Source organism: Streptomyces sp. CC224B (assembly GCF_030010595.1).
Lineage (GTDB): Bacteria > Actinomycetota > Actinomycetes > Streptomycetales > Streptomycetaceae > Streptomyces > Streptomyces longispororuber.
This window is the reverse complement of record NZ_JASCXL010000030.1, coordinates 65,398-85,994: the sequence shown is the minus strand read 5'-3', so window position 1 is coordinate 85,994 and position 20,597 is coordinate 65,398. Positions and strand designations below refer to the sequence as shown.

Annotated in this window: 18 protein-coding genes and 1 pseudogene; 11 read left to right on the top strand and 8 right to left on the bottom strand. The window is 74.4% G+C overall.

Annotated features, from left to right (window positions below):
- Window positions 1-250 precede the first annotated feature (250 nt).
- Window positions 251-949 carry a hypothetical protein gene (locus QK440_RS14870; protein ID WP_282793562.1) on the top strand — a complete coding sequence of 233 codons (699 nt, stop codon included), beginning with the start codon at window positions 251-253 and terminating at the stop codon, window positions 947-949.
- 172 nt (window positions 950-1,121) lie between these two features.
- Here the strand turns inward: QK440_RS14870 and QK440_RS14865 are convergent, their stop codons facing one another.
- Window positions 1,122-2,294 carry an acyl-CoA dehydrogenase family protein gene (locus QK440_RS14865; RefSeq protein WP_282793556.1) on the bottom strand — a complete coding sequence of 391 codons (1,173 nt, stop codon included), beginning with the start codon at window positions 2,292-2,294 and terminating at the stop codon, window positions 1,122-1,124.
- Window positions 2,295-2,704: 410 nt separating this feature from the next.
- On the opposite strand from QK440_RS14865, the gene QK440_RS14860 reads away from it, so the two are divergent.
- The gene (locus QK440_RS14860; RefSeq protein WP_282793555.1) at window positions 2,705-3,952 is read left to right on the top strand and encodes a glycoside hydrolase family 18 protein; all 1,248 of its coding nucleotides are present in this window, start codon (window positions 2,705-2,707) and stop codon (window positions 3,950-3,952) included.
- A gap of 56 nt (window positions 3,953-4,008) precedes the next feature.
- Here QK440_RS14860 and QK440_RS14855 read toward each other — a convergent pair whose 3' ends face one another.
- Window positions 4,009-4,692, bottom strand: coding sequence for a TetR/AcrR family transcriptional regulator (locus QK440_RS14855; protein ID WP_282793554.1), 684 nt, complete (start codon window positions 4,690-4,692; stop codon window positions 4,009-4,011).
- A 256-nt stretch (window positions 4,693-4,948) separates the two neighbouring features.
- Between QK440_RS14855 and QK440_RS14850 the strand changes: the two genes are divergently transcribed.
- From QK440_RS14850 to QK440_RS14835, 4 genes are read left to right on the top strand one after another with little or no spacing between them, the layout of a single operon-like run.
- On the top strand, window positions 4,949-5,470 hold the full coding sequence (locus QK440_RS14850) for a DUF6230 family protein (RefSeq protein ID WP_282793560.1): 522 nt from the start codon (window positions 4,949-4,951) through the stop codon (window positions 5,468-5,470).
- Window positions 5,461-6,483 (top strand): DUF6114 domain-containing protein, encoded by a 1,023-nt coding sequence (locus tag QK440_RS14845; RefSeq protein ID WP_282793553.1) that lies wholly within the window; start codon window positions 5,461-5,463, stop codon window positions 6,481-6,483. Before QK440_RS14850 ends, QK440_RS14845 begins: the two co-directional genes overlap by 10 nt.
- Window positions 6,484-6,530: 47 nt before the next feature.
- Window positions 6,531-6,890 carry a hypothetical protein gene (locus QK440_RS14840; protein ID WP_282793552.1) on the top strand — a complete coding sequence of 120 codons (360 nt, stop codon included), beginning with the start codon at window positions 6,531-6,533 and terminating at the stop codon, window positions 6,888-6,890.
- A gap of 42 nt (window positions 6,891-6,932) precedes the next feature.
- Window positions 6,933-7,439, top strand: a complete 507-nt coding sequence (locus QK440_RS14835; RefSeq protein ID WP_282793551.1) for a hypothetical protein — start codon at window positions 6,933-6,935, stop codon at window positions 7,437-7,439.
- Here the strand turns inward: QK440_RS14835 and QK440_RS14830 are convergent.
- Window positions 7,417-7,581, bottom strand: a complete 165-nt coding sequence (locus QK440_RS14830; RefSeq protein ID WP_282793550.1) for an SCO1431 family membrane protein — start codon at window positions 7,579-7,581, stop codon at window positions 7,417-7,419. The two genes, QK440_RS14835 and QK440_RS14830, sit on opposite strands and share 23 nt — an antisense overlap.
- Before the next feature lie 240 nt (window positions 7,582-7,821).
- On the opposite strand from QK440_RS14830, the gene QK440_RS14825 reads away from it, so the two are divergent.
- Window positions 7,822-9,315 carry a M1 family metallopeptidase gene (locus QK440_RS14825; RefSeq protein ID WP_282793549.1) on the top strand — a complete coding sequence of 498 codons (1,494 nt, stop codon included), beginning with the start codon at window positions 7,822-7,824 and terminating at the stop codon, window positions 9,313-9,315.
- Between the two features lie 16 nt (window positions 9,316-9,331).
- Here the strand turns inward: QK440_RS14825 and QK440_RS14820 are convergent.
- Together QK440_RS14820 and QK440_RS14815 are read right to left on the bottom strand one after the other, a co-directional pair.
- Window positions 9,332-9,439 (bottom strand): annotated as a pseudogene (locus QK440_RS14820) (pentapeptide repeat-containing protein); the annotation flags it as partial.
- Between the two features lie 28 nt (window positions 9,440-9,467).
- Window positions 9,468-10,874 (bottom strand): peptidase C39 family protein, encoded by a 1,407-nt coding sequence (locus QK440_RS14815; protein WP_282793548.1) that lies wholly within the window; start codon window positions 10,872-10,874, stop codon window positions 9,468-9,470.
- 312 nt (window positions 10,875-11,186) lie between these two features.
- Between QK440_RS14815 and QK440_RS14810 the strand changes: the two genes are divergently transcribed.
- The 3 genes from QK440_RS14810 (at window position 11,187) to QK440_RS14800 (ending at window position 16,366) form a co-directional block, all read left to right on the top strand.
- The gene (locus QK440_RS14810) at window positions 11,187-11,837 is read left to right on the top strand and encodes a hypothetical protein (protein WP_282793547.1); all 651 of its coding nucleotides are present in this window, start codon (window positions 11,187-11,189) and stop codon (window positions 11,835-11,837) included.
- Between the two features lie 456 nt (window positions 11,838-12,293).
- Complete coding sequence (locus tag QK440_RS14805; RefSeq protein ID WP_282793546.1) at window positions 12,294-14,183, top strand: AAA family ATPase; 1,890 nt, start codon at window positions 12,294-12,296, stop codon at window positions 14,181-14,183.
- Window positions 14,184-14,335: 152 nt separating this feature from the next.
- Window positions 14,336-16,366: a histidine kinase gene (locus QK440_RS14800; RefSeq protein WP_282793545.1), complete on the top strand. Its 2,031-nt coding sequence runs from the start codon at window positions 14,336-14,338 to the stop codon at window positions 16,364-16,366.
- A gap of 42 nt (window positions 16,367-16,408) precedes the next feature.
- On the opposite strand, the gene QK440_RS14795 is transcribed toward QK440_RS14800, so the two are convergent.
- Entirely contained in the window at window positions 16,409-16,582 is a 174-nt protein-coding gene (locus QK440_RS14795) for a hypothetical protein (protein WP_282793544.1), read from the bottom strand.
- A 367-nt stretch (window positions 16,583-16,949) separates the two neighbouring features.
- Between QK440_RS14795 and QK440_RS14790 the strand changes: the two genes are divergently transcribed.
- Window positions 16,950-17,621, top strand: coding sequence for a response regulator transcription factor (locus QK440_RS14790; protein WP_282793543.1), 672 nt, complete (start codon window positions 16,950-16,952; stop codon window positions 17,619-17,621).
- A 302-nt stretch (window positions 17,622-17,923) separates the two neighbouring features.
- On the opposite strand, the gene QK440_RS14785 is transcribed toward QK440_RS14790, so the two are convergent.
- Window positions 17,924-19,003 (bottom strand): hemolysin family protein, encoded by a 1,080-nt coding sequence (locus QK440_RS14785; RefSeq protein WP_282793542.1) that lies wholly within the window; start codon window positions 19,001-19,003, stop codon window positions 17,924-17,926.
- Complete coding sequence (locus QK440_RS14780) at window positions 19,000-20,412, bottom strand: hemolysin family protein (RefSeq protein WP_282793541.1); 1,413 nt, start codon at window positions 20,410-20,412, stop codon at window positions 19,000-19,002. Before QK440_RS14780 ends, QK440_RS14785 begins: the two co-directional genes overlap by 4 nt.
- Window positions 20,413-20,597: the final 185 nt, after the last annotated feature.

Genomic DNA, 20,597 nt, shown 5'->3' with positions numbered 1-20,597 from the left:
GGCCGCAACGGGGCGCGCCGGGTCCGGTGCGGCGCTGGCGGGGCGCGCGAGGCACCGGCGACGCGTGCGGGGCCGCCGGACTCGCCCCGCGTGCGGCGGCGAGGACCGGGTGCGCCGCGTGCGCCGCGCACGGGAACGCCGTGAACGCACTCTCGATTCAGCCCGATGGTGACCTGGCCCCGGCACCGCGCGTTGGCCGGACATGACCCCCACACATGCTCCGGCAGGACCGCACCGGCGGACTCTTGTGATGCCGCCTGCCGCCGCAGAATCGGTTCATCATAGGTCTCACTACACACACCAGCAGCCCTTCGCGCCCCAGGCCTCCTTCACCCCACAGGCCTCGTACGCCTCACCGCTCTCCTACACCCCCCAGCAGTCCCCGCCGCCCCCTCCCCCGCCGCAGCCCTCGCCGCCGCCGGACCCGCCCATCTACCGGGCGCTGATCCGCCACTGGACCGAGCGCGGCCGGACCCTGCCGGGCCACCACGACCCGGAGTGGGTCCGGCTCGCGGCGCCCCCGGCCGGCAGCGGCCAGTTCACCCAGCACTTCGGGGGCGGCGGGGAGGGGCAGTACGGCGCCGTGCGCGACGACCAGTTCGGGCCGCCCGGGGACGGGCCGTACGCCATGCCCCGCGGGCGGCAGTTCGGGGCGCCCGGCGAGGCGTTCGGCGGCGGGCGGGAGGCCTCGTTCGGCGCCTGGCACGAGCCGTCGCCCGGCGTCCGCCAGACCACCGCGTTCGGCACCGGCCGGGGCGCGCCGCAGGGGCAGGCCGACGACACGCTGCCCATCGGCGACCGCGGCACCCGCTACGACGCGGCGCGGCGTCCGGCCGCCGCGCCCGAGCGGGAGGAGGAGCGCGGCCTGCGGCCCCGGGGCGCGGACCCCCGGCTGCTGATCACCCCCGCGCCGCAGAGCTCCTTCGGGCTGCGTCCGGAGCCCGCCTGAGCCGGGCCCCGGGAGCCTGGCGGAGCGCGTCGGGTGCCGGGGCCGACAGCGCGCCGGGGCGCCACGGGGCCGGCGCGGGGCCGGGTCCGGCGCATCGGTGCGCGCCGGGCCCGGAGGAGTCCGGTGCGCGCCGCGCTCGGAGGGGACGAGCGCGCGCCGGGCCCGGTCGGCCTCAGCGCGAGTCGGGGCCCGCGAGGTGGCGGGCGATGACCATCCGCTGGATCTGGTTGGTGCCCTCGACGATCTGCAGGACCTTGGCCTCGCGCATGTAGCGCTCGACCGGGAAGTCCGCGGTGTAGCCGTAGCCGCCCAGGACCTGCACGGCGTCCGTGGTGACCTTCATCGCGGCGTCGGTACACAGGAGCTTGGCCATCGCGGCCTGCTTGGAGAACGGCCTGCCCGCGTCCCGCAGCCGCGCCGCCGACAGGTACAGCGCCCGGCCCGCCTCGATCTGCGTCGCCATGTCGGCGAGCATGAAGCGCAGCCCCTGGAAGTCGGCGATGGGCCGCCCGAACTGCCGCCGCTCGGTCGCGTAGGACAGCGCCTCGTCGAGCGCCGCCTGGGCCACGCCGATGGCGCACGCGGCGATGCCGAGCCGCCCCGAGTCCAGCGCCGACAGGGCGATCGCGAAGCCCTGGCCCTCGTCGCCGATCCGGCGCTCGTCACCGACCCGGACCTCGTCGAAGTGGAGCTGTGCCGTGGGCGAGCCCTTCATGCCCATCTTCTTCTCCGGCGCGGCGGCCGCGAGTCCCGGCGCGTCCCCCGGGACGAGGAAGGCCGTGACGCCCCGGGGGCCCTCGCCGCCGGTGCGAGCGAGCACGGTGTAGAAGTCGGCGATGCCGCCGTGCGTGATCCAGGCCTTCGTGCCGGACAGGACCCAGTCGTCGCCGTCCCGCACCGCCTTGGTGCGCAGCGACGCGGCGTCCGACCCCGAGGACGGCTCCGACAGGCAGTAGGCGCCGAGCAGGCCGCCGCCGAGCATGTCGGGCAGGTACTCCGCCCGCTGCTCCTTGCTGCCGTAGCCCGCCAGGGCGTGGCAGGCGAGGGAGTGCACGCTGACGCCGAGGCCGACGGTGAGCCGGGCCGCGGCGAGCTCCTCGAGGACCTGGAGGTAGACCTCGTAGGGCTGGTCGCCGCCGCCGAACGCGGAGTCGTAGGCCAGGCCCAGCAGGCCCGACTCCGAGAGCAGGGTGAAGAGTTCGCGCGGGAAGCGGCCCTCGGCCTCCTCCTGTGCGGCGTGCGGCGCGATCTCCCGCTGGACGAGCTCGCGGACCAGCGCCAGCAGGTCCCGGGCCTCTTCGGTGGGCAGTTGACGCTCCACCGGCTGCACGGCTGACTCGGGCATGCTGCTCTCCTCTCCCCTGTGGGGCGCTTGCGGCGGACGCGCGCACGGGGTGTGGCGCCGCTGCCGTGAGATGCCCCGTCCGATGCTGCCCCTCCGGATCGCGGAGGCGGCTGACCAGTGACGGTGGCGCGTTGAGTATGCCCGATCGGAGGCATGGCGTCACGGGTGATCCCGGCCGGAATGGGATCTTCCCCAGTCGTTGTCCAGCCGCGCGCGAGGACGGTCGCCGACGGGGCCGGTCACTCCCCGAGTGATCCCGAAATTGGTCCGAACCATTGACGCACTGGTCTAGTCCTCCTACAGTCCAGCGGCACGGAATCTTTCGCGTCCATGCCAATTCAAGGCGCGACTGTTCTTCGGTCAACAGCACCACCCCCCTTGCTCCCCCCTCCCCCCACGAGGAGACAGCGATGCCAAGACCACACCGTCCCCGCGCCCGGTTCCGGGCGCTCGTGGCCACCGCCTGTACCGCCGTGCTCGGCGCGGGCCTGCTCGCCGGAGCGGGCACCGCGGCGGCGGAGCAGAACGCCGCCCCCAAGGCCGCGGAGGTGCAGGCGGGTTCGCGCGTCGTCGGCTACTTCACCGAATGGGGCGTCTACGGCCGGAACTACCACGTCAAGAACATCGAGACGTCCGGTTCCGCCAACAAGCTCACGCACATCAACTACGCCTTCGGCAACGTCCAGGGCGGCAAGTGCGCGATGGGCGACGCCTACGCCGCCACCGACAAGGCCTACTCCGCCGACCAGAGCGTCGACGGCGTGGCGGACACCTGGGACCAGCCGCTGCGGGGCAACTTCAACCAGCTGCGCAAGCTGAAGAAGAAGCACCCGGACCTCAAGGTCCTGTGGTCCTTCGGCGGCTGGACCTGGTCCGGCGGCTTCACCGAGGCCGCGAAGAACCCGCAGGCCTTCGCCCAGTCCTGCTACGACCTGGTCGAGAACTCCAAGTGGGCCGACGTCTTCGACGGCATCGACATCGACTGGGAGTACCCCAACGCCTGCGGCCTGACCTGCGACACCAGCGGGCGGGCAGCGTACAAGAACCTGATGGCCGCCGTGCGCGCCAAGTTCGGCTCCAAGAACCTGGTCACCGCCGCCATCCCGGCCGACGCCTCCCCCGGCGGCAAGATCGACGCCGCGGACTACGGCGGCGCCGCCCAGTACGTCGACTGGTACAACCCGATGACGTACGACTACTTCGGCGCCTGGGACGCCAAGGGCCCGACGGCGCCGCACTCGCCGCTGAGCTCCTACAGCGGCATCCCCAAGGCCGACTACCACTCGCAGGCCACGATCGCGAAGCTCAAGGGCCTCGGCGTCCCCGCCAACAAGCTGCTGCTCGGCATCGGCTTCTACGGCCGCGGCTGGACCGGCGTCACGCAGAAGGCGCCGGGCGGCACCGCGACCGGCCCCGCGCAGGGCACGTACGAGCAGGGCATCGACGACTACAAGGTGCTCAAGACCAAGTGCCCGGCCAACGGCACGGTCGGCGGGACCGCGTACGCGCACTGCGGCACCAACTGGTGGAGCTACGACACCCCGGCCACCATCGCCGGGAAGATGAACTACAAGAACCAGCAGGGCCTGGGAGGCACCTTCTTCTGGGAGCTCAGCGGCGACACCGCGAACGGTGAGCTGATCAAGGCCATCAACTAGCCGTACGCGGCACACGAGCGGGGCGGGAGCCGGCGGGCTCCCGCCCCTTCGCCGTGTCAGCCCCGGGGCGGGGCCGGGCAGGTGGGCTCGAACTCCTCGATCACGTCCAGGGTTTCGCGCAGGGTCCGCACGAGCAGCTCGCGCACCGCGTCCCGCGGCAGCTCCTTCTCCCCCGCCGCGTCCGCCCGGCCGATCCAGTCGAGCGTGATCCCCTCCACGCTGCACAGCCAGCCGAGCAGCGCCGTGCGCGCGAGGGGCGGGATCGCGCGGCGGCCGTACGCGCCCTCGGCGATCGTGCCGATGATCGCCTCGCGCACGCCGTCCCGTATGGCGTGCACCTCGGCGTCGAACCCGACGCCGCCGCTGACGATGGTCCGGTACGCCGCCTGGTGGTGCTCGGCGTAGCGCAGATAGCCGTCGATGGTGCGGTGCGCCCGCTCCTCCGGCGGGAGTTCGGTGTCCCCGGCGGCGCGCGCGACCAGGTCGGCCACCGAGTCCTCGATGATCGCGAGGTAGTAGCCGCGCTTGGACTTGAAGTAGTAGTAGATCAGCCCCTTGGCGACGCCCGCCTGTCTCGCGATGTCGTCCATCGAGAGCGCGTCGTAGGACGTGTCGGCGAAGAGCTTCCGGCCGATCGTGATCAGTTCGGCGCGGCGCGCCACCGAGCGGTCGGTGCCGCGCGCCTGCGGGCGGTCGGGATCGGGGGAACGATCGGTACCGCACTGTTGACTATTATTCAATATCGGCCCTAGTCTCCAACTGCCTTGGGATGGCCCGCAGTATGGCAGACCCGCGCGGCCCGCCCGTGCGGCCGCGGCCCTCCCGACGGCGCCCTGTAACGCACTCCCCTGACGCACGCGCGGTACGGCCGACTCGTACGGGAGGACAACAGTGAGCGCAGACAAGCGGCCCTTACGCGGGTCCGCGACCGAGGGCAGAACCAACTGGAAGAAGACGGCCGTCATCGCGCTGCCCGCGTTCGTCGCGGTCGGCGCGATGGCGTCGGTCATGGCGGAGGGCGCGCTGGCCGCGTCCTTCGCGGTCTCGGGGACCAGTTTCCAGGTCTCCTCCGGCCGCCTGTCGAGCCAGGGCCTGGCCAGCTACGTGGAGACGGACCGGTCGGTGGACGGCAAGGGCCACCCCGTGGCGCTCCTGGGCATCGGCGACGCCACGCTGTCCGACATCTGCCAGGCCGCCGCGGTCAAGACGCCGCTCGGCACAGTGGTGTTCAAGCTGACGGCGGGCGGCGACGCGGGCAAGGTCACCGCGAGCAACCTGGTCATCGACGCCGAGGACCTGGTCGGCGACGCCCGCTTCGGCACCGCCGAGATCGGCCGGGACGCCTCCACGCTGGACGAGGTGCCCGGGGTCAAGGGCGACAAGGGCAAGTTCGGCCTCCAGGCCGGGGACATCGAGGTGTCCGGGGTCCGGTCCAACGCCTGGTCGGCGACCGGTGGCAACTTCCGCCTCAAGGGCATGCGGGTCGACGTCAGCCTCGGCGGCAAGAAGTGCTTCTGAGCGGGCGGGGCGCACCGCGCTTCGGCGGGTGGCTCGACGAGCGGCTGCCGCTCCCGGGAGCGCGCCGGGTGTTCCGCCGCTGGCGGCGCACCCGGCCCTTCTGGGGCGGGCTGCTGCTCCTGCTGGGCGGCGCGGAGCTGCTCCTCGTGCCGCTGTCGCCGCTGACCGTCCTGGTCAGCCTCGGGATCGGCGGGATCGCCGCGATCGGCATCGGGATCGGGCTGATGGTCGCCGGGCTGTTCCTGTGGCTGCTGCCGCACACGCACCACTACGTGTCCGTCAACGCCATGATCCTGTCCGTCCTGTCGTTCGCCGCGACGAACCTCGGCGGCTTCCTGGTCGGCATGGTGCTCGGCATCGTCGGCAGCGCGATGGGCTTCGGGTGGACGCCGGTGCCCGCGGACGGCCAGGAGGAGGCGCGGCGGCCGGGGATCCGCGACGGGCAGGGCACGCGGACCCTCGCCGTGCTGCTTCCGGTGGTCCTCGCCGGGGCGGCGCTGTGGGGGGCCGTCCCGGCGAAGGCCGCGCCCGGCTTGCCGCCGGGAGCGCACCCGCCCGGGGGGCGGGCGGCCGGGGCGCCGCGCGCGCCGGGGGCGGGGGAGGTCGTGGCGGCGCGGACGCCGCCGACGGTCACCACCACGTTGTTCGCGCCGAAGGGCTTCATCGTCGCCGGGGTCCGCACCGTCCCCACCGCCGACGGGCCGCTGAAGGTCATGGTGCTGCGGATGCGCGCGGCCTCGCTGACCGACTACCGGCTGCGGACCCGGGACGGCGGCCGCGAACTCGCCCTGGGCGCCGACAAGCTGGACCTGAGCGGCAAGGTCACGCTCTACCTGACCAGGTTCAAGGGCTGCATCGAGGGTCTGCTCTGCCTGACCTTCACACCCGACCGGCTGCCGGTGCCGCCGCTGGTGCCGCCGTTCGTCTTCATGACCGACGTGAGCGCCGAGCAGGCCCTGGTCACCTCGGACGAGATCGTCGCCGGCGGGCTCACGCTGCGGGCCCGCCCCTGACCCGGGCCCGGCAGGCACCCCACACCCACCCCCCACGGGGAGGCACCGTGCTGCAGATCCAGGCCGCGCTGCTGTGGGCCTACGCGGTGGGCGCAACGTCCGCGCTCGCCGCGGGGCGCCAGCTCCAGGTGTGGGAGCGGATCACCGCGGGCGAGGGCCCGCGCACCCGCAGCCACGCCGCCAACCCGTACCTGGCGCTCACCCTGCTCTTCGCCGCCGTGCTCATGGTGCCGACGGGGCTCTTCCTGCTGTGGCAGAACCCGTCCTGGGCGACCATGCACGTCGCACGCGGCCACGACGACGTATGGGCCGGGTTCGTCCTGGCGTACGCGGGCGGCATCCCGGTCGGGGCGGTCCTCGGCTTCCTCGCGGCGCGCGCCCTGGTGCTCGTGGGCGCGGGCTACTAGGCGTACCTGCAGTGCGCGGGCGCCCACTTCCTGGTCTTCGGGGTGCTCGTGCACGGCTGGGACGGCAGCGGGTACGAGCGGTTCCTGTCGCCGGGGGCCCGCGACTGGGCGGACTGGCCGCACGACAGCGTGGTGAACAACGCCCTGGACTTCGCCACCTCGGGCACGTTCCTCGCCCTGCTCGTGCTCGGCGCGGCCGTCGTGGGCACCCTGCTGCTCATGCAGGTCGGCTGGCTTGTCGAGGGCTGGTCGCTGCCCGGTGCGGAGGAGGACCGCGGGGTGCGCCCGGTCCTCGCCGTGGCGATCGCGGCGGCCGGGGTGTACGGCCTGCCGTTCCTCGGGGCACTGGCCGCGAGCGCCCTCGTCCGGCTGCTCGGCGGCTGGCCGGGGCTCGTGCTGTGCGCGGTGGCCACGGGGCTGGTCCTGCTGCCCCGGCGCTCGCCCGTGCGGCGGCTCTACAACCTGGTGGGCGTCCCGGACCGGCACTGGCGGGCGGAGCCGGAGCCCGCCCGCGGCACGGCCGGGGTCAGATCAGACCGGCCTGCGTGACCAGCATCGCCAGCAGCACGACGAGCGTCCAGCCCAGCAGGTGTTCGACGACCTTGGGGCCGTCGTCCTGCGGGCCGCCGGTGCGGGCCTTGAGGCCCACGGGGGCCTGGAGAACGGTGGCGGTGGCGGAGCTCGCGGTCATGGCAACTCTCGATACGTCGTCCGGCAGCGCGTGCGCCGCGCGCCGGTGGCTTCCCCCGGGACCCCTCCACCATGCCAGGGAAACCCCTCCTTTCGAGGGAGACGTTGGTCACGCCACAACTCGGGCCCGGTGCCGTGCGTCTAAGTCGGCGTACGTCCGCCGGCGGCGCGTGCGCCCGAGTCGGCGTACGCGCGCGGGCGGCGGACGCGCGTTCGCGCACCGCCGACCGAAGGGTTCCCGATGAGCACGTTCCCGACGCCCCGCCGCGGCGCGCGGCTCGCCCTCGCGGCGGCCGTGGCCGTGACGGCCGCCCTCACCGGCCCGGTCTCGTACGCCACCTCCCCGGGCGCCGCCGACGGCGAGCCCACGCCCGGCGCCCCGGGCCTCGGAGACCCGATGTTCCCGCTCGACGGCAACGGCGGCTACCGGGTCGACCGCTACCTGCTGGACTTCGACTGGCAGGCGCCCCGGACGCCGTTCGCGGCCACGGCCACGATCAAGGCCACCGCCACCCAGCACCTGTCCCGCTTCAACCTCGACTTCGGCGGCAACACGCTGCACACGGTCACCGTCGACGGCAGGGCCGCGGGCACGTCGCGCGAGGGCGACGAGCTGACCGTCACGCCCGCGGCGCCGCTTGCCAAGGGCCGCCCCTTCACGGTCGAGGTCAGCTACACCGCCGACCCCACGCAGGTCCGGCACCGCGACGACGCCATCGAGACCTACGGCTGGATCCCCACGCCCGACGGCACCGTGGTCTACCCGCAGCCCAACGGCGCCCGGCTGATCTTCCCCGCCAACGACCACCCGAGCCGGCGCGCGCCCATCACCTTCCGCATCACCACGCCGAAGGACCTGACGGCCGTGGCCAACGGCAGGCTGGTCGGTAGGAGCGCCCGGCCCGGTGACCGGGTGCGGTGGACGTACGACTCGGAGCAGCCGCTGTCCACGCAGCTCGTGCAGCTCGCGATCGGCAGGTTCACCCTCGTCGACGGCGAGGGCCCGCGCGGCCTGCCGCTGCGCGACGTCGTCCCGGACGCGCTGGTGGAGCCCACGGCGAAGTACCGCAAGCTCACCCCCGAGCACCTGGCGTGGCTGGAGGAGAGGCTCGGCCCCTACCCCTTCAACCGCTACGGCGTCCTCGTCGGCGACACCGACCTCGGCGTCGCCCTGGAGACCCAGACCCTGTCGCTCGTCCCCAAGGCCGACCTGCTCGGCACCCAGGTCGACGCCGAGCGGAACCTGGTGCACGAGCTGGCCCACCAGTGGTTCGGCGACAGCGTCGCCCTGGCGAGCTGGTCGGACCTGTGGGTCAGCGAGGGCCACGCCCGCTTCTACGAGCGGATGTACTCCGAGCAGCACGGCGGCGACAGCTTCGAGGCCACGATGAAGGCCGCGTACCGGGCGCACGACCAGTGGCGCCGCGACTTCGGCGCCCCGGCCGAGCCCACCGAGCCGAACCTCTTCAAGCGCATGCGGTACGACGGCTCGGCGCTCGTCCTGTACGCGCTGCGGGAGAAGGTCGGCGACGCCACCTTCCAGAAGATCGAGCGGGCCTGGGTCACGCGGTACCGCGGGAAGGCCGCGAGCACACGGGAGTACGTCGACCTGGCGACCCGGGTCGCGGGCGCGGACGGCAAGGACATCGAGGGCTTCCTGGAGCCGTGGCTGTACGGCCCGAGCACGCCGCCGATGCCGGGGCACCCGGACTGGGTGGTGGACCCGGCGACCTGAGCCCCGCGCCCCGGAGGCCCGCGTTCCGGAGATTCGCGTTCCGGAGATTCGCGTTCCGGAGATCCGCGTTCCGGAGATCCGCGTTCCGGAGATCCGCGTCGCGGACGCCTCGCGCCCCGGAGATCGCGTGCGGCCTCCGGGGCGCCCCGGCGTCAGCGCACGCCCACCGCCGCGAGGGCGCGGACCTGCCGCTTCGCCGGCCGCAGCGGGAAGTACAGGTAGCAGACGCCGCCGCTGCCGGAGACGACCCTGCCCTGGGCGTTCTTGCGCTTGGTGCGCAGCCAGACGTTCTCGAACTCGCGGCGCCGGTAGACGCGCCGCACCGCGGCGTTGGTCGGGGACGCCGGGTCGTTGGCGATCACGTCGCCGTCGGCGGTGAAGCCGACGACCGTCATCAGGTGGCCCGCCGTTCCGTACCCGGCGCCGGTCAGCTCCTCCTTCAGGAACGACTGCGACGTGATGACCGGGATGCCCGCCGCGATCAGCGTCTCCAGGTCGGTGAGGGACCCGAGCCGCGTGACGACGCCCTGCATGTCCCGGTACGTCGCGGCGTAGGCGGCGTTGAACGGCCAGTTGCCGCAGCCGCCGTACTGGTAGTCGTAGGTGAAACGGGCCGCGTGGCACACCTGCGGGTCGGTGTAGGAGGGGTCGACCCAGGCGAGGTCGGCGGCCGTGGGCCCGCGGCCCCAGTACTCCAGGATCATCTGCGACGAGGTGGGGCTGCACCAGGCCTCGCCGCCGTTGTCGTACTCGGGGTACCGGCCCTTGTGGACCTCCTGCGAGTAGCGCGGCACGGCCAGCTCCGCGGCGGGCCCCGGCTCGGAGGCCGGCACCGTGAAGCGGTCGGGCACGTCCGAGGCCATGGCGCCGAGCCGCCACACCGTGGGGGTGAGCGCGGTACCGGGTCTGCGGTACAGGGTCAGGCGCAGCCGGTAGGCGGCCACGCGCAGGCCGCTCGCGGGGTCGTCGACGGCCAGGGTGTCGGTCCAGACGCTGGACCTGCCGTCCTTCTGGCCGTCGACGGAGGTACGCCGTATCACCGGGGCCGCCGGGTCCTGCCGGTCGTCGCCGGAGGCCCAGCGGCCGAGGACGTACCAGGGGGACGTGGTGCCGTCGGAGTAGGCGGCCTCCGCCTCGACCTGGATCCAGGTGCCGGTCGGGGTGCGGGCGTTCCACGAGGCGATGACCTCGGTGGCGGGCACGTCGGGCCGGTGCGCCGGGGACGTCCAGCGGGCGTACTCCCAGGTGGTGGTCGCGCCGGTGTGCGGGTCGGTGTAGCCGGTGGTGCCGGCGGGCTCGGCGATCGCGACGCCGGGGCGGGTGGAGCCGGTGACACGGGTGCCGTCGGGCGTGCCCGCGCCCCAGTCCTTGCGTGAGGTCCAGAAGCGGTTGTCCACGGGCCGGTCGGCGCGGGGCGGGCGGGTGCGGGGGGCGGTTCCGGGGCGGGCGCCGGGCACGGCGCCCGCGCGGGTGGCTACGGCCGCGACGGCGGTCAGGGCGGCGGCGCCCGCCGCGGTGGTGAGGAGTCTTCTGCGGGACATGTTCTCGGCTCGGTCCATGGACGGGACCCCCAGTCGGTTCCGGTCGACGGGCTGCGGTGGAGGGTGTGCGGGGGAAGGCGTGCCGCCGCGCCGCGGGAACGGCGTACGGGGCGCGGGACACGCCTTGGTCAGGTACACGTAGGGGACAGGTACAGGCTGGTCAGGTACACGACAGTGGGCCAACTATGGCCTCACCCTGGCGGGTTCTGCCAGGGAGAGGACCGTGGCGACACGCACCAATATTGGCCTCTACCACTGGTATGACCTGCGGCGCCACGCTGAACCGCGCACACGTTCGCTTTTCGGGTCCGGGGCCTAGGCTGGCGGGTGATGACAAGGAACCGCCGCCCCACGCCCCTCCCGCGCCTCGCCCGTGCGCTGCGCGCGCTCCCCCCGTCCTGCGGGCCGGTCCGGCTGGTCGCCGTGGACGGGCACGCGGGCTCCGGCAAGTCCACGTTCGCCGCCCGGCTCGCCGAGGCGCTCGGCGGCGCGCCGGTCCTGCGGCTCGACGACATCGCGAGCCACGAGGCGCTGTTCGACTGGACCGGGCGGCTGCGGCGGCAGGTCCTCACGCCACTGTCCCGGGGTGAGGCGGCGCACTACGAGGCGTACGACTGGCACACGCGCCGCTTCGGCCCTGCAAGCCGCCCCCTGCCCGCGGCCCCCGTGGTCCTGCTGGAGGGTGTCGGCGCCGGCCGCCGCCTGCTCCGCCCGTCTTTGGCGCGGCTGCTCTGGATGGAGCAGCCGCGCGACGCCGCCTGGGCCCGCGGGCGCCGCCGGGACGGCCCGGCGCAAAGTGACTTCTGGGACGGCTGGGAGCCCGCCGAGCGACAGCATTTCGCCGAAGACCCGTCCCGGCCGTACGCCCAGTTTCTGGTGCGTGAGGTGCCGGAGGGGTACGAGGTGCTGACGGGGCCCGCCGGGACGGCAAGGGACGCCCAAATCATCACGCAGAGTGAAGGCCGGTCGGCAACGCGCTGAACCTCCGGAACACCCCTTCCGGACGGCCTGGCCGGATTTCACGCATGCCTCAACTCGGCTTGACCGAGGGGCCTTACAGGACTTACGTTCTCAATGTGCGGCCTTTCGGGTCGCCCTTGTACGCGAAGCCCCCGGTTGTTCCCCCGTGATCGGGGGCTTCGTTCTGCCCGCGCACCCCTCGCGCCGGCCACCCGCGCGCCGCCGTCCGCTCACCCTGGGTGACCATCGCGCCCCCCTCATCCCCGCGCGCCCGCCCGGGGCGCCGCGGCCGATCCCCGGCGCCCGCACCCTACGGCCGACCGCCCGGCCGCAGGTACGATGCGGTGTGGTGCGACCGACGCACGGCGGCTTCGGGCACCGGGTCAACTCCCGTTCGCGGCATGGTGGTTCAGAACGGCTGCCGGCGGGCACCGGCCCGGTGTCGGACACCCGGGGGCACGGCTTGTGGGGGACGTGATGGACTTCGGCACGCAGAGCCAGGCCGCCCCGGCCGACCTCGCCTGGCTGCGGGGCGTCGACGCCTGCACGATGGGCGCCTACCCGCAGGCGGAGGAGGAGTTCCGGGCCGCGGTGCGCATGGACCCGGGCATGGCCGACGGCTGGCTGGGGCTGCACGCGCTGCGCGTCGACACCACGACGGCACTGCTGCGGATGTACCAGCACCGGGACCGCTTCGGCGAGCAGCGCGCCCGCCACGCGCGCACCCTGAACTCCTGGTACTGGCTCGGCTGGTGGGTCCAGCCCGTCCTGGAGTCCCCCCGCGACCTGCTGCTCGCGCACGCCTCGCACTGGCTGGACGGCCGCCACGTGCCCGAGCTCGACCGGGCCCTGGCCGGGCTCCCGCCCGTCGACGCCGACCCGCACGTCCGCTTCCTGCACGCCTGCCGCGCCTACCTGGTCAAGGACTGGGAGCAGCTCGTGCGCCACACCGACCCGCTGCTCGACGACCCGATGCTCGGCATCGAGGCGGGCCTGTTCGGCGGCATGGCACGGGTCCGCCTGGACATGTACGGCCAGGCCGAGCCGCTGCTCTCCGCGGCCCTGATGCGCTGCCGCAGCGAGCAGCCGCAGCGCAAGGAGCTGCGCTACTGGCTGGCCCGGGCGCACGAGGGCACCGGCCGCTCCGCCGCCGCCCTGCCGCTGTACCGCGCGGTGCACCGCGTCGACCCCGCCTTCATGGACACCTCGGCCCGGCTCGCCGCGATCGCCGAGGGCGACGGGTACGACGCCGCCGACCTGGCCGCGGTCACCCTGGCCGGCCCGGTCCAGGACGCGCTCGACGGGCCCGAGGGCGTCGAGGCGCTGCTCGGCGCCGAGGGCCGCGACCTCAAGGTCACCGAGCCCGAGCTGCCCTCCGGCACGGGCCCGGCCGAGCCGCCCGCCGCCGACACCGTGCGCGAGACGCGTGAGAAGGCGGTGCTGCCCGTCAAGCCCGCTGCCCCGCAGCCGCCGTCCGGGCCCACGGACCCGGCGCTGCTCGCCGAAGCCCTCGCCGAGCTGGAGCGCATGGTCGGTCTCGAACCGGTCAAGCGGCAGGTCAAGGCGTTGTCCGCGCAGCTGGAGATGGCCCGCCTGCGGGCGGCCCAGGGGCTGCCCGTGCAGCCGCCGAAACGACACTTCGTCTTCTCCGGCCCGTCCGGCACCGGCAAGACCACCGTGGCCCGCATCCTCGGCCGGGTCTTCTACGCCCTCGGGCTCCTCGGCGGCGACCACCTCGTGGAGGCCCAGCGCGCGGACCTGGTCGGCGAGTACCTGGGGCAGACGGCCGTCAAGGCCAACGAGCTCATCGACTCCGCCCTGGGCGGCGTCCTCTTCGTCGACGAGGCCTACGCCCTGTCCAACTCCGGCTACGGCAAGGGCGACGCGTACGGCGACGAGGCGCTCCAGGTCCTGCTGAAGCGGGCCGAGGACAACCGCGACCACCTCGTGGTGATCCTCGCCGGCTACCCGGAGGGCATGGACCGCCTCCTCGCCGCCAACCCCGGCCTGTCCTCGCGCTTCACCACCCGCGTCGACTTCCCGTCGTACCGCCCGCTCGAACTCACCGCGATCGGCCAGGTGCTCGCCGCCGAGAACGGCGACGTGTGGGACGAGGAGGCCCTGGAGGAGCTGCGGTCCATCAGCGGGCACGTGGTCGACCAGGCCTGGATCGACGAGCTGGGCAACGGAAGGTTCCTGCGCACGCTGTACGAGAAGAGCTGCGCCTACCGCGACCTGCGCCTGTCCGGCTACCCCGGCGAGCCGACCCGCACCGACCTGGCCACGCTCCGGCTGCCCGACCTGATGCAGGCGTACGGCGAGGTGCTCTCCGGCCGCGGCCCGACGGAGCCGCCCGGGGCGGGCTAGCCGGGCCTTCCGCAGCGCGGCGGGCGCGTCACCCCTTAAGCGCGGCGGGCGCGTCACCCCTTAGGGGCGTTTGACCGCCAAGACACCGAACGTCCGCCCGGGTGTCCGCGACCCTGACCGCAAGGGCGCGGACTCGGTGGGGGTGGGCGGCGGTGACCACCTGGCTGGCGTGGGGATTCTTCACCGCCGTCGCGGCGGCCACCGGCACCGGCGTGGCCCTGTGGACCGCCTGCGGCCTCGGCTTCCAGCTCGCCGTCGACAGCTTCGTGGTGACGGACACCGTCCTCTCCCTCACCCTCGCCTCCTGCGGCGTCGCCGTGGCCTGGCGCCGCCCCCGCAACCCCATCGGCTGGCTGCTGCTCGGCGGCGGGGCCGCGCACGCCGGGACCGTCATGGCCCTCGGCTTCCTCGCACTCGGGCTGCGCGAGGGCTGGAGCGGTACGACGCTGCGGGTCCTGGTGACGCTGGCGCTGGCCGCCTGGCCCCTCGGGCTGCGGCTGTTCGTGCCGCTCGCGCTGCTGCTGTTCCCCACCGGGGCGCTGCCGAGCCCGCGCTGGCGGCCGGTCGCCTGGGGCACGGCCGGGATCGGGGGCCTGTTCTGGCTGTGGAGCGTGACCACGCCCCGGCCGTACGCGCTCGGCGGCCCGCCGGGCTATCTGCACGTCCTGAGCTGGCCGCCGCTGGAGCCGTTCCGGCCGCAGACCGACCTCCTGGGCATCTTCGTGCCGCTGCTCATCGACCTCGCCGCGCTCGTCGTGCGCTACCGCTGGGGCGACGAGGCGCTGCGCCGCCAGGTGCTGTGGCTGATGCTCGCCGTGCTCTGCGCCGTCCCGTGGTGGCCGCTCGGCATGCGCGCGGAGGCGCTCCAGGTCCTGATCACCGCCCAGCCGATCGCGATCGCCGTCGCGATCCTGTGCCCCCAGCTGCTCGACATCCAGTGGGTGGTCTCCCGGGCCCTGCTCTACCTGGCGCTCTCCCTCGGCGTGCTGGGCGTGTACACCTCCGTGGTGCTGTTCCTGGACCACGTGCTGCGGGAGACCTTCCACATCGGCGGCGCCGCGCTCGTGGCCGTGGCCGTCGCGATCGCCTTCCACCCGGTGCGCGGCGCGCTCCAGCACGGCATCGACCGGCTGCTGTACGGCGACCGGGGCGACCCGGTGCGCGCGCTGACCCGCATCGGCGCCCGGCTGACCGCCGAGACCGGTCTGGACGGGCTGCTCCTCACGGTCCGCGACGCGCTGCGCCTGCCGTACGCCGCCTTCTGCCTGGAGGGGCGCCCGGTGGCCGCCTCGGGCACACCGCCGCCCGGCTGCGTACGGGTGCCGCTGCCCGCGCCGGGCACCCGGCGGGCCGAGCTCGTCGTGGGCACCCGGCCGGGGCAGGCCCGGCTCGGCGCGGAGGACCTGCGCGCCCTGCGGGTCCTGGTGGTGCCGCTCGGGGTGGCGGTGCGCGCGACCGTGCTCTCCGAGGAGCTCCAGTCCTCGCGCGAGCGCCTGGTGTCGGCGCGCGAGGAGGAGCGGCGGCGGCTGCGCCGCGATCTGCACGACGGGCTCGGCCCCACCCTCACCGGCCTGGCCTTCACCGCCGACGCCGCGCGCAACCTGGTCCGCTCCGACCCGGACACCGCCGAGGAGCTCCTGGCGCAGTTGCGCGGGCACGCGAGCGGCGCCATCGACGAGATCCGCCGCCTGGTCGAGGGGCTGCGGCCGCCCGCCCTGGACGAGCTGGGGCTGGTCGCGGCCCTGGCCCGGCAGGCCGAGCGGCTGAGCCACCGCGTCGGCGGCGCGCCGCTCGCCATCACCGTCGACGCGCCCGACAGGATCCCCCGGCTGCCGGCCGCGGTCGAGGTGGCGGCGTACCGCATCGCGACCGAGGCGCTGACGAACGCCGCCCGGCACTCCCGGGCGGACCACGCGCTGGTCCGGCTGCGCATCGACAGCGCGCACAACGCCGACAGCGCCGACGACACCGACGACGCGCTGCGCATCGAGGTCACCGACAACGGCGGCCCGTCCGCCCGGCCGTGGCAGCCCGGTGTGGGCATGTCCACGATGGCGGAGCGGGCCGCCGAGCTCGCCGGCTGGTGCCGGTGCCGACCCGGGCCGGAGGGCGGGGAGGTGAGCGCCGTCCTGCCGTTGCGGTCGGGTGGCACCAGCGCGGCGCCGTACGGCCGAGGTCCCTGAGCCCGTCGGCCGTACGGGGTCCGGTCGCGTGGGCCCCGGCCCTCAGGCGTGCGGGATCCGGGTCCACGTGTGGCAGACGTACTCACCGGCGGCCACCACCCTCGTGACCGCACCACCTCCCCCCGCCGCGGCCTCGGCTGTCGCCCCGGCGTAGCCGGCGCAGAGGGCCGCCGCGGCAAGGGTCGCCACGCCAACTGCCTTGAGGTGCTCGCGCATTGCCGTACTCCTTGGGATGCCGGCCCGCCGGGACGAGCACGTGCCTGAGGGCGCACGTGCCGACCGGCGGGCTCACGAGTGGTGCCCCGAGGGGAGGTGTCCGGCGCATGAGGAGCCTCCGTTCCGGGGCGTGATCATCGGCGTTCCAGGGACTGGTGCTTCAGCCGGGCCCGCCGCGGCGGGCCCGGCTGCCCCCGTGCCGCTCAGGATGGCCCGGGCCCGGCCCTCGCGGTCAGGGCGCGCGTCCCCGCCCGTACCGGGAAGACCTCCCGGCCGCCACGGGTGCGCGCACCCAGGACGGCGGGGTCCGCCGTCACGACGATGGGTAGGTACGGGGAGACGCACCGCCGCTGTGGGGAGCCGAGCCTTGACGACGTCCGCCGAGTCCTGTGAGCTCACCGTGGTCCTCGCCGACGACCACCCTGTCGTACGCGGCGGGCTGCGGGCTCTGCTCGGGTCCCTCGACGGGATCAGGGTGGTCGGGGAGGCGGCGGGCGGGCGCGACGCCGTGCGCGAGACGCTGCTGCACCGGCCCCGGGTGCTGGTCATCGACCTGGAGATGCCGGACCTCGACGGGGTCAGCGCGACCCGCGAGGTGCTCGCGTCCGCGCCGGACACGGCGGTGCTCGTGCTGACGATGTTCGAGGACGACGAGTCGGTGTTCGCGGCGATGCGGGCGGGTGCCCGCGGCTACATCCTCAAGGGCGCCTCCCAGGACGAGATCGTGCGCGCGGTGCGCTGCGTGGCCGCCGGCGAGGCGATCTTCGGGCCGCGCATCGCCCGCCGCGTGGCCGAGTGGATGTCCCACCCGCACCGCACGGCGGCGCGCTCGCCCTTCCCGGAGCTGACCGCGCGCGAGCTGGAGGTGCTCGACCTGATCGCCGCGGGGATGGCCAACCCAGCCATCGCGCGGAGCTTGCGGCTCGCGCCGAAGACCATCAGCAACCATGTCTCGGCGATCTTCATGAAGCTGCAGGTCGCCGACCGGGCCACGGCTATCGTCCGGGCCCGCGACGCGGGGCTTGGCCGTGGGCCTTGAGCGGGGTTGTCGCGCTGCGCGCTCGTCCTCAAGCGCCGGACGGGCTTGATTCTCGTCCCGTACGTGCTTGTCCGCGGGCTGGGCCCCCGTCCCGTACAGACTTACCGCGCTGCGCGCTTGTCCTCAAACGCCGGACGGGCTGGGATTCTCGTCCCGTACATGCTTGTCCGCGGGCCGGGGCCCCCGTCCCGTACAGACTTACCGCGCTGCGCGCTTGTCCTCAAACGCCGGACGGGCTGGGACTTCCCGTCGGTGGGGCTTTCCGTTGGTGGGGTGCCCGTCCGGCGTTGTGGGGGGTGGGGTCAGCCGACCAGTTCCTTGTCCTGTGGTGCTCGCGGGGGTGGGGGCGTGTGGGGGGCCGGGGTGCGGTGGGCCGGGTCGCGGACCTCGCCGACCAGGAGCTCCAGGACGTCCTCCAGGGCGACAAGGCCGAGCACCCGTCCGGAGGCGTCGGCCACCTGGGCCAGGTGCGTCGCGGCGCGGCGCATCACGGTCAGGGCGTCGTCCAGGGGCAGTTCGGCGCGGAGCGTCGTCATCTGGTGCCAGACGTGCTGCGGCACCGCGCGGCCGGTGTCCTCCAGGTCGAGGACGTCCTTCACGTGCAGGTAGCCCATGAAGGCGCCGCCCTCCGTACGGACCGGGAAGCGCGAGTAGCCCGTGCGGGCGGTGAGGTCGACGACCTGCTCCGGGGTGACCGACGGGCCCACGGTGACCAGGGACGCGCTGTCGAGCAGGACGTCGGTGACCGGGCGCGAGCCCAGCTCCAGGGCGTCCTCCAGGCGCTCCTGCTCCTGCGGGTCGAGCAGCCCCGCCTGGCCCGCGTCCTCCACGAGCCGGCCGAGCTGGACGCTGGTGAAGACCGCCTCCACCTCGTCCCGGGGCTCGACCTTGAAGAGCCGCAGGATGACCCGGGAGCAGGCGCCGAGCGCGGCCGTGACGGGCCGGCACAGCCGGGCGAAGGCGACCAGGCCCGGGCTGAGCCAGAGCGCGGTGCGCTCCGGCGCGGCCATGGCGAGGTTCTTGGGCACCATCTCGCCGACGACGAGGTGGAGGAAGACCACCACGGCGAGCGCGATGACGTACCCGAGCGGGTGGATCACGCCGTGCGGCAGGCGCACCGCCTCGAACAGCGGCTCCAGGAGGCGGGCCACGGTCGGCTCGGCGACCGCGCCGAGCGTCAGCGAGCAGACGGTGATGCCGAACTGGGCGGCCGCCATCATCTGCGGCAGGTGCTCCAGGCCGTACAGGACCTGCCGGGCGCGGGCCGAGGCGAGCGGCTCGATCTGGCTGCGGCGCACGGAGACGAGCGCGAACTCGGCCCCGACGAAGAAGCCGTTGGCGAGCACGAGCAGCAGGGCGAACAGGAGTTGCAGGGCGCTCATCGCACCGCCTCCGGGATCCGCGCGGCGCCCCGGTCCCCCGCCGCGTCGGCGAGGCCCGCGGGCGGGGCCGCGTCGCGTGCGCGGACCGGCTCGGCGGCGCCGGTGCCCCCGGTCCGCACCAGCCGCACGCGCTCGGCGCGGTAGTGGCCTACCTGCCGGACGGACAGGCGCCAGCCCGGCAGTTCGGCCCGGTCGCCGGGGACCGGGATGCGGCCGAGCAGGTCGGCGACGAGCCCGGCCACGGTCTCGTACGGGCCCTCGGGGACGGCGAGGCCGATGCGCCGGAGCGTGTCGACGCGGCAGCCGCCGTCGGCCTCCCAGGCCGGGCGGCCGTCCTCGGGGGCGGCCGCGGCGAGTTCGGGCAAGTCCTGGTGGTCGTGCTCGTCGCGGACCTCGCCGACGAGTTCCTCGACGATGTCCTCCAGGGTGACGACCCCGGCCGTGCCGCCGTACTCGTCGACGACGACGGCCATCGGCTGCTCGCTGCGCAGCCGCTCCAGGAGGGGCTGGACGGGCAGCGTCTCGGGGACGAGCAGCGGCGCCTTGGCGATGCGGCCGACGGGGGTGCGCAGCCGCTCGTGCCCGGGGACCGCGAGGGCGTCCTTGAGGTGGACCACGCCGACGACCTCGTCGATCCGCTCGTGGTAGACGGGGAAGCGGGACAGACCGGTGGCGCGGGTCAGGTTGACCACGTCCTCGGCGGTCGCTGATGACTGGAGCGCGCTGACCTTCACGCGCGGCGTCATCACGTGCTGCGCGGTGAGCTCGCCGAGCGAGAGCGCCCGGACGAACAGGTCGGCGGTGTCCTGCTCCAAGGCCCCGGCCAGCGCCGAGTGCCGGGCGAGCGAGACCAGCTCACCGGGGGTGCGGGCGGAGGCCAGCTCCTCGGTGGGCTCGACGCCGAGGGCGCGGACGAGCCGGTTGGCGACGGCGTTCAGGCCGGCGATCACCGGGCGGAACAGGCGCGCGAAGGCGTGCTGCGGGCCGGCCACGAAGCGGGCCACCTGGAGGGGGCGGGACACCGCCCAGTTCTTCGGCACCAGCTCGCCGATCACCATCTGCACGGCGGACGCCAGGAGCATGCCGACGGCCACGGACACCCCCGGGACCGCCGCGTCCGGCAGGCCCGCTGCGGTGAACGGGCCCGCGAGCAGTCGCGCGAGGGCCGGTTCGGCGAGCATGCCGACGACGAGGGAGGTGAGGGTGATGCCGAGCTGGGTGCCCGAGAGCTGGAAGGACAGCTCCCGCAGGGAGCTGACGACTCTGCGGGCCCGCCGGTCGCCGTCGGCCGCCGCGTTCTCGGCGTCGGCCCGCTCGACGGTGACGAGGCCGAACTCGGCCGCCACGAAGAAGCCGTTGGCGAGGATCAGCAGGAAGGCCGCTCCGAGGAGCAGCAGGGGGATGGTCATGATGCCGCCGCCTCGCCCGGTGCGCGGAGCCCGGGATGTCGGGAGGGGGCGGCGCAGGTACTACAGGACGATCCGTCCATCGCCGGAGAGGGTCACTCCTCGGGTAGCAGGGGCCCCTGGGGGCCGCGGGCCCGGCAGGGGCGGGGCGGCACACCGGGCCGGCCCCGCCACCAGGTTAATCAAGA

What these genes read in the sequence shown, in the direction of transcription:
- QK440_RS14830 (WP_282793550.1), bottom strand. Translation starts at nt 7,581, where the DNA reads ATGACCGCGAGCTCCGCCACCGCCACCGTTCTCCAGGCCCCCGTGGGC.
- QK440_RS14815 (WP_282793548.1), bottom strand. Translation starts at nt 10,874, where the DNA reads ATGGACCGAGCCGAGAACATGTCCCGCAGAAGACTCCTCACCACCGCG.
- QK440_RS14860 (WP_282793555.1), top strand. Translation starts at nt 2,705, where the DNA reads ATGCCAAGACCACACCGTCCCCGCGCCCGGTTCCGGGCGCTCGTGGCC.
- QK440_RS14805 (WP_282793546.1), top strand. Translation starts at nt 12,294, where the DNA reads ATGGACTTCGGCACGCAGAGCCAGGCCGCCCCGGCCGACCTCGCCTGG.
- QK440_RS14810 (WP_282793547.1), top strand. Translation starts at nt 11,187, where the DNA reads ATGACAAGGAACCGCCGCCCCACGCCCCTCCCGCGCCTCGCCCGTGCG.
- QK440_RS14780 (WP_282793541.1), bottom strand. Translation starts at nt 20,412, where the DNA reads ATGACCATCCCCCTGCTGCTCCTCGGAGCGGCCTTCCTGCTGATCCTC.
- QK440_RS14825 (WP_282793549.1), top strand. Translation starts at nt 7,822, where the DNA reads ATGAGCACGTTCCCGACGCCCCGCCGCGGCGCGCGGCTCGCCCTCGCG.
- QK440_RS14870 (WP_282793562.1), top strand. Translation starts at nt 251, where the DNA reads ATGCCGCCTGCCGCCGCAGAATCGGTTCATCATAGGTCTCACTACACA.
- QK440_RS14850 (WP_282793560.1), top strand. Translation starts at nt 4,949, where the DNA reads ATGGCGTCGGTCATGGCGGAGGGCGCGCTGGCCGCGTCCTTCGCGGTC.
- QK440_RS14785 (WP_282793542.1), bottom strand. Translation starts at nt 19,003, where the DNA reads ATGAGCGCCCTGCAACTCCTGTTCGCCCTGCTGCTCGTGCTCGCCAAC.
- QK440_RS14865 (WP_282793556.1), bottom strand. Translation starts at nt 2,294, where the DNA reads ATGCCCGAGTCAGCCGTGCAGCCGGTGGAGCGTCAACTGCCCACCGAA.
- QK440_RS14795 (WP_282793544.1), bottom strand. Translation starts at nt 16,582, where the DNA reads ATGCGCGAGCACCTCAAGGCAGTTGGCGTGGCGACCCTTGCCGCGGCG.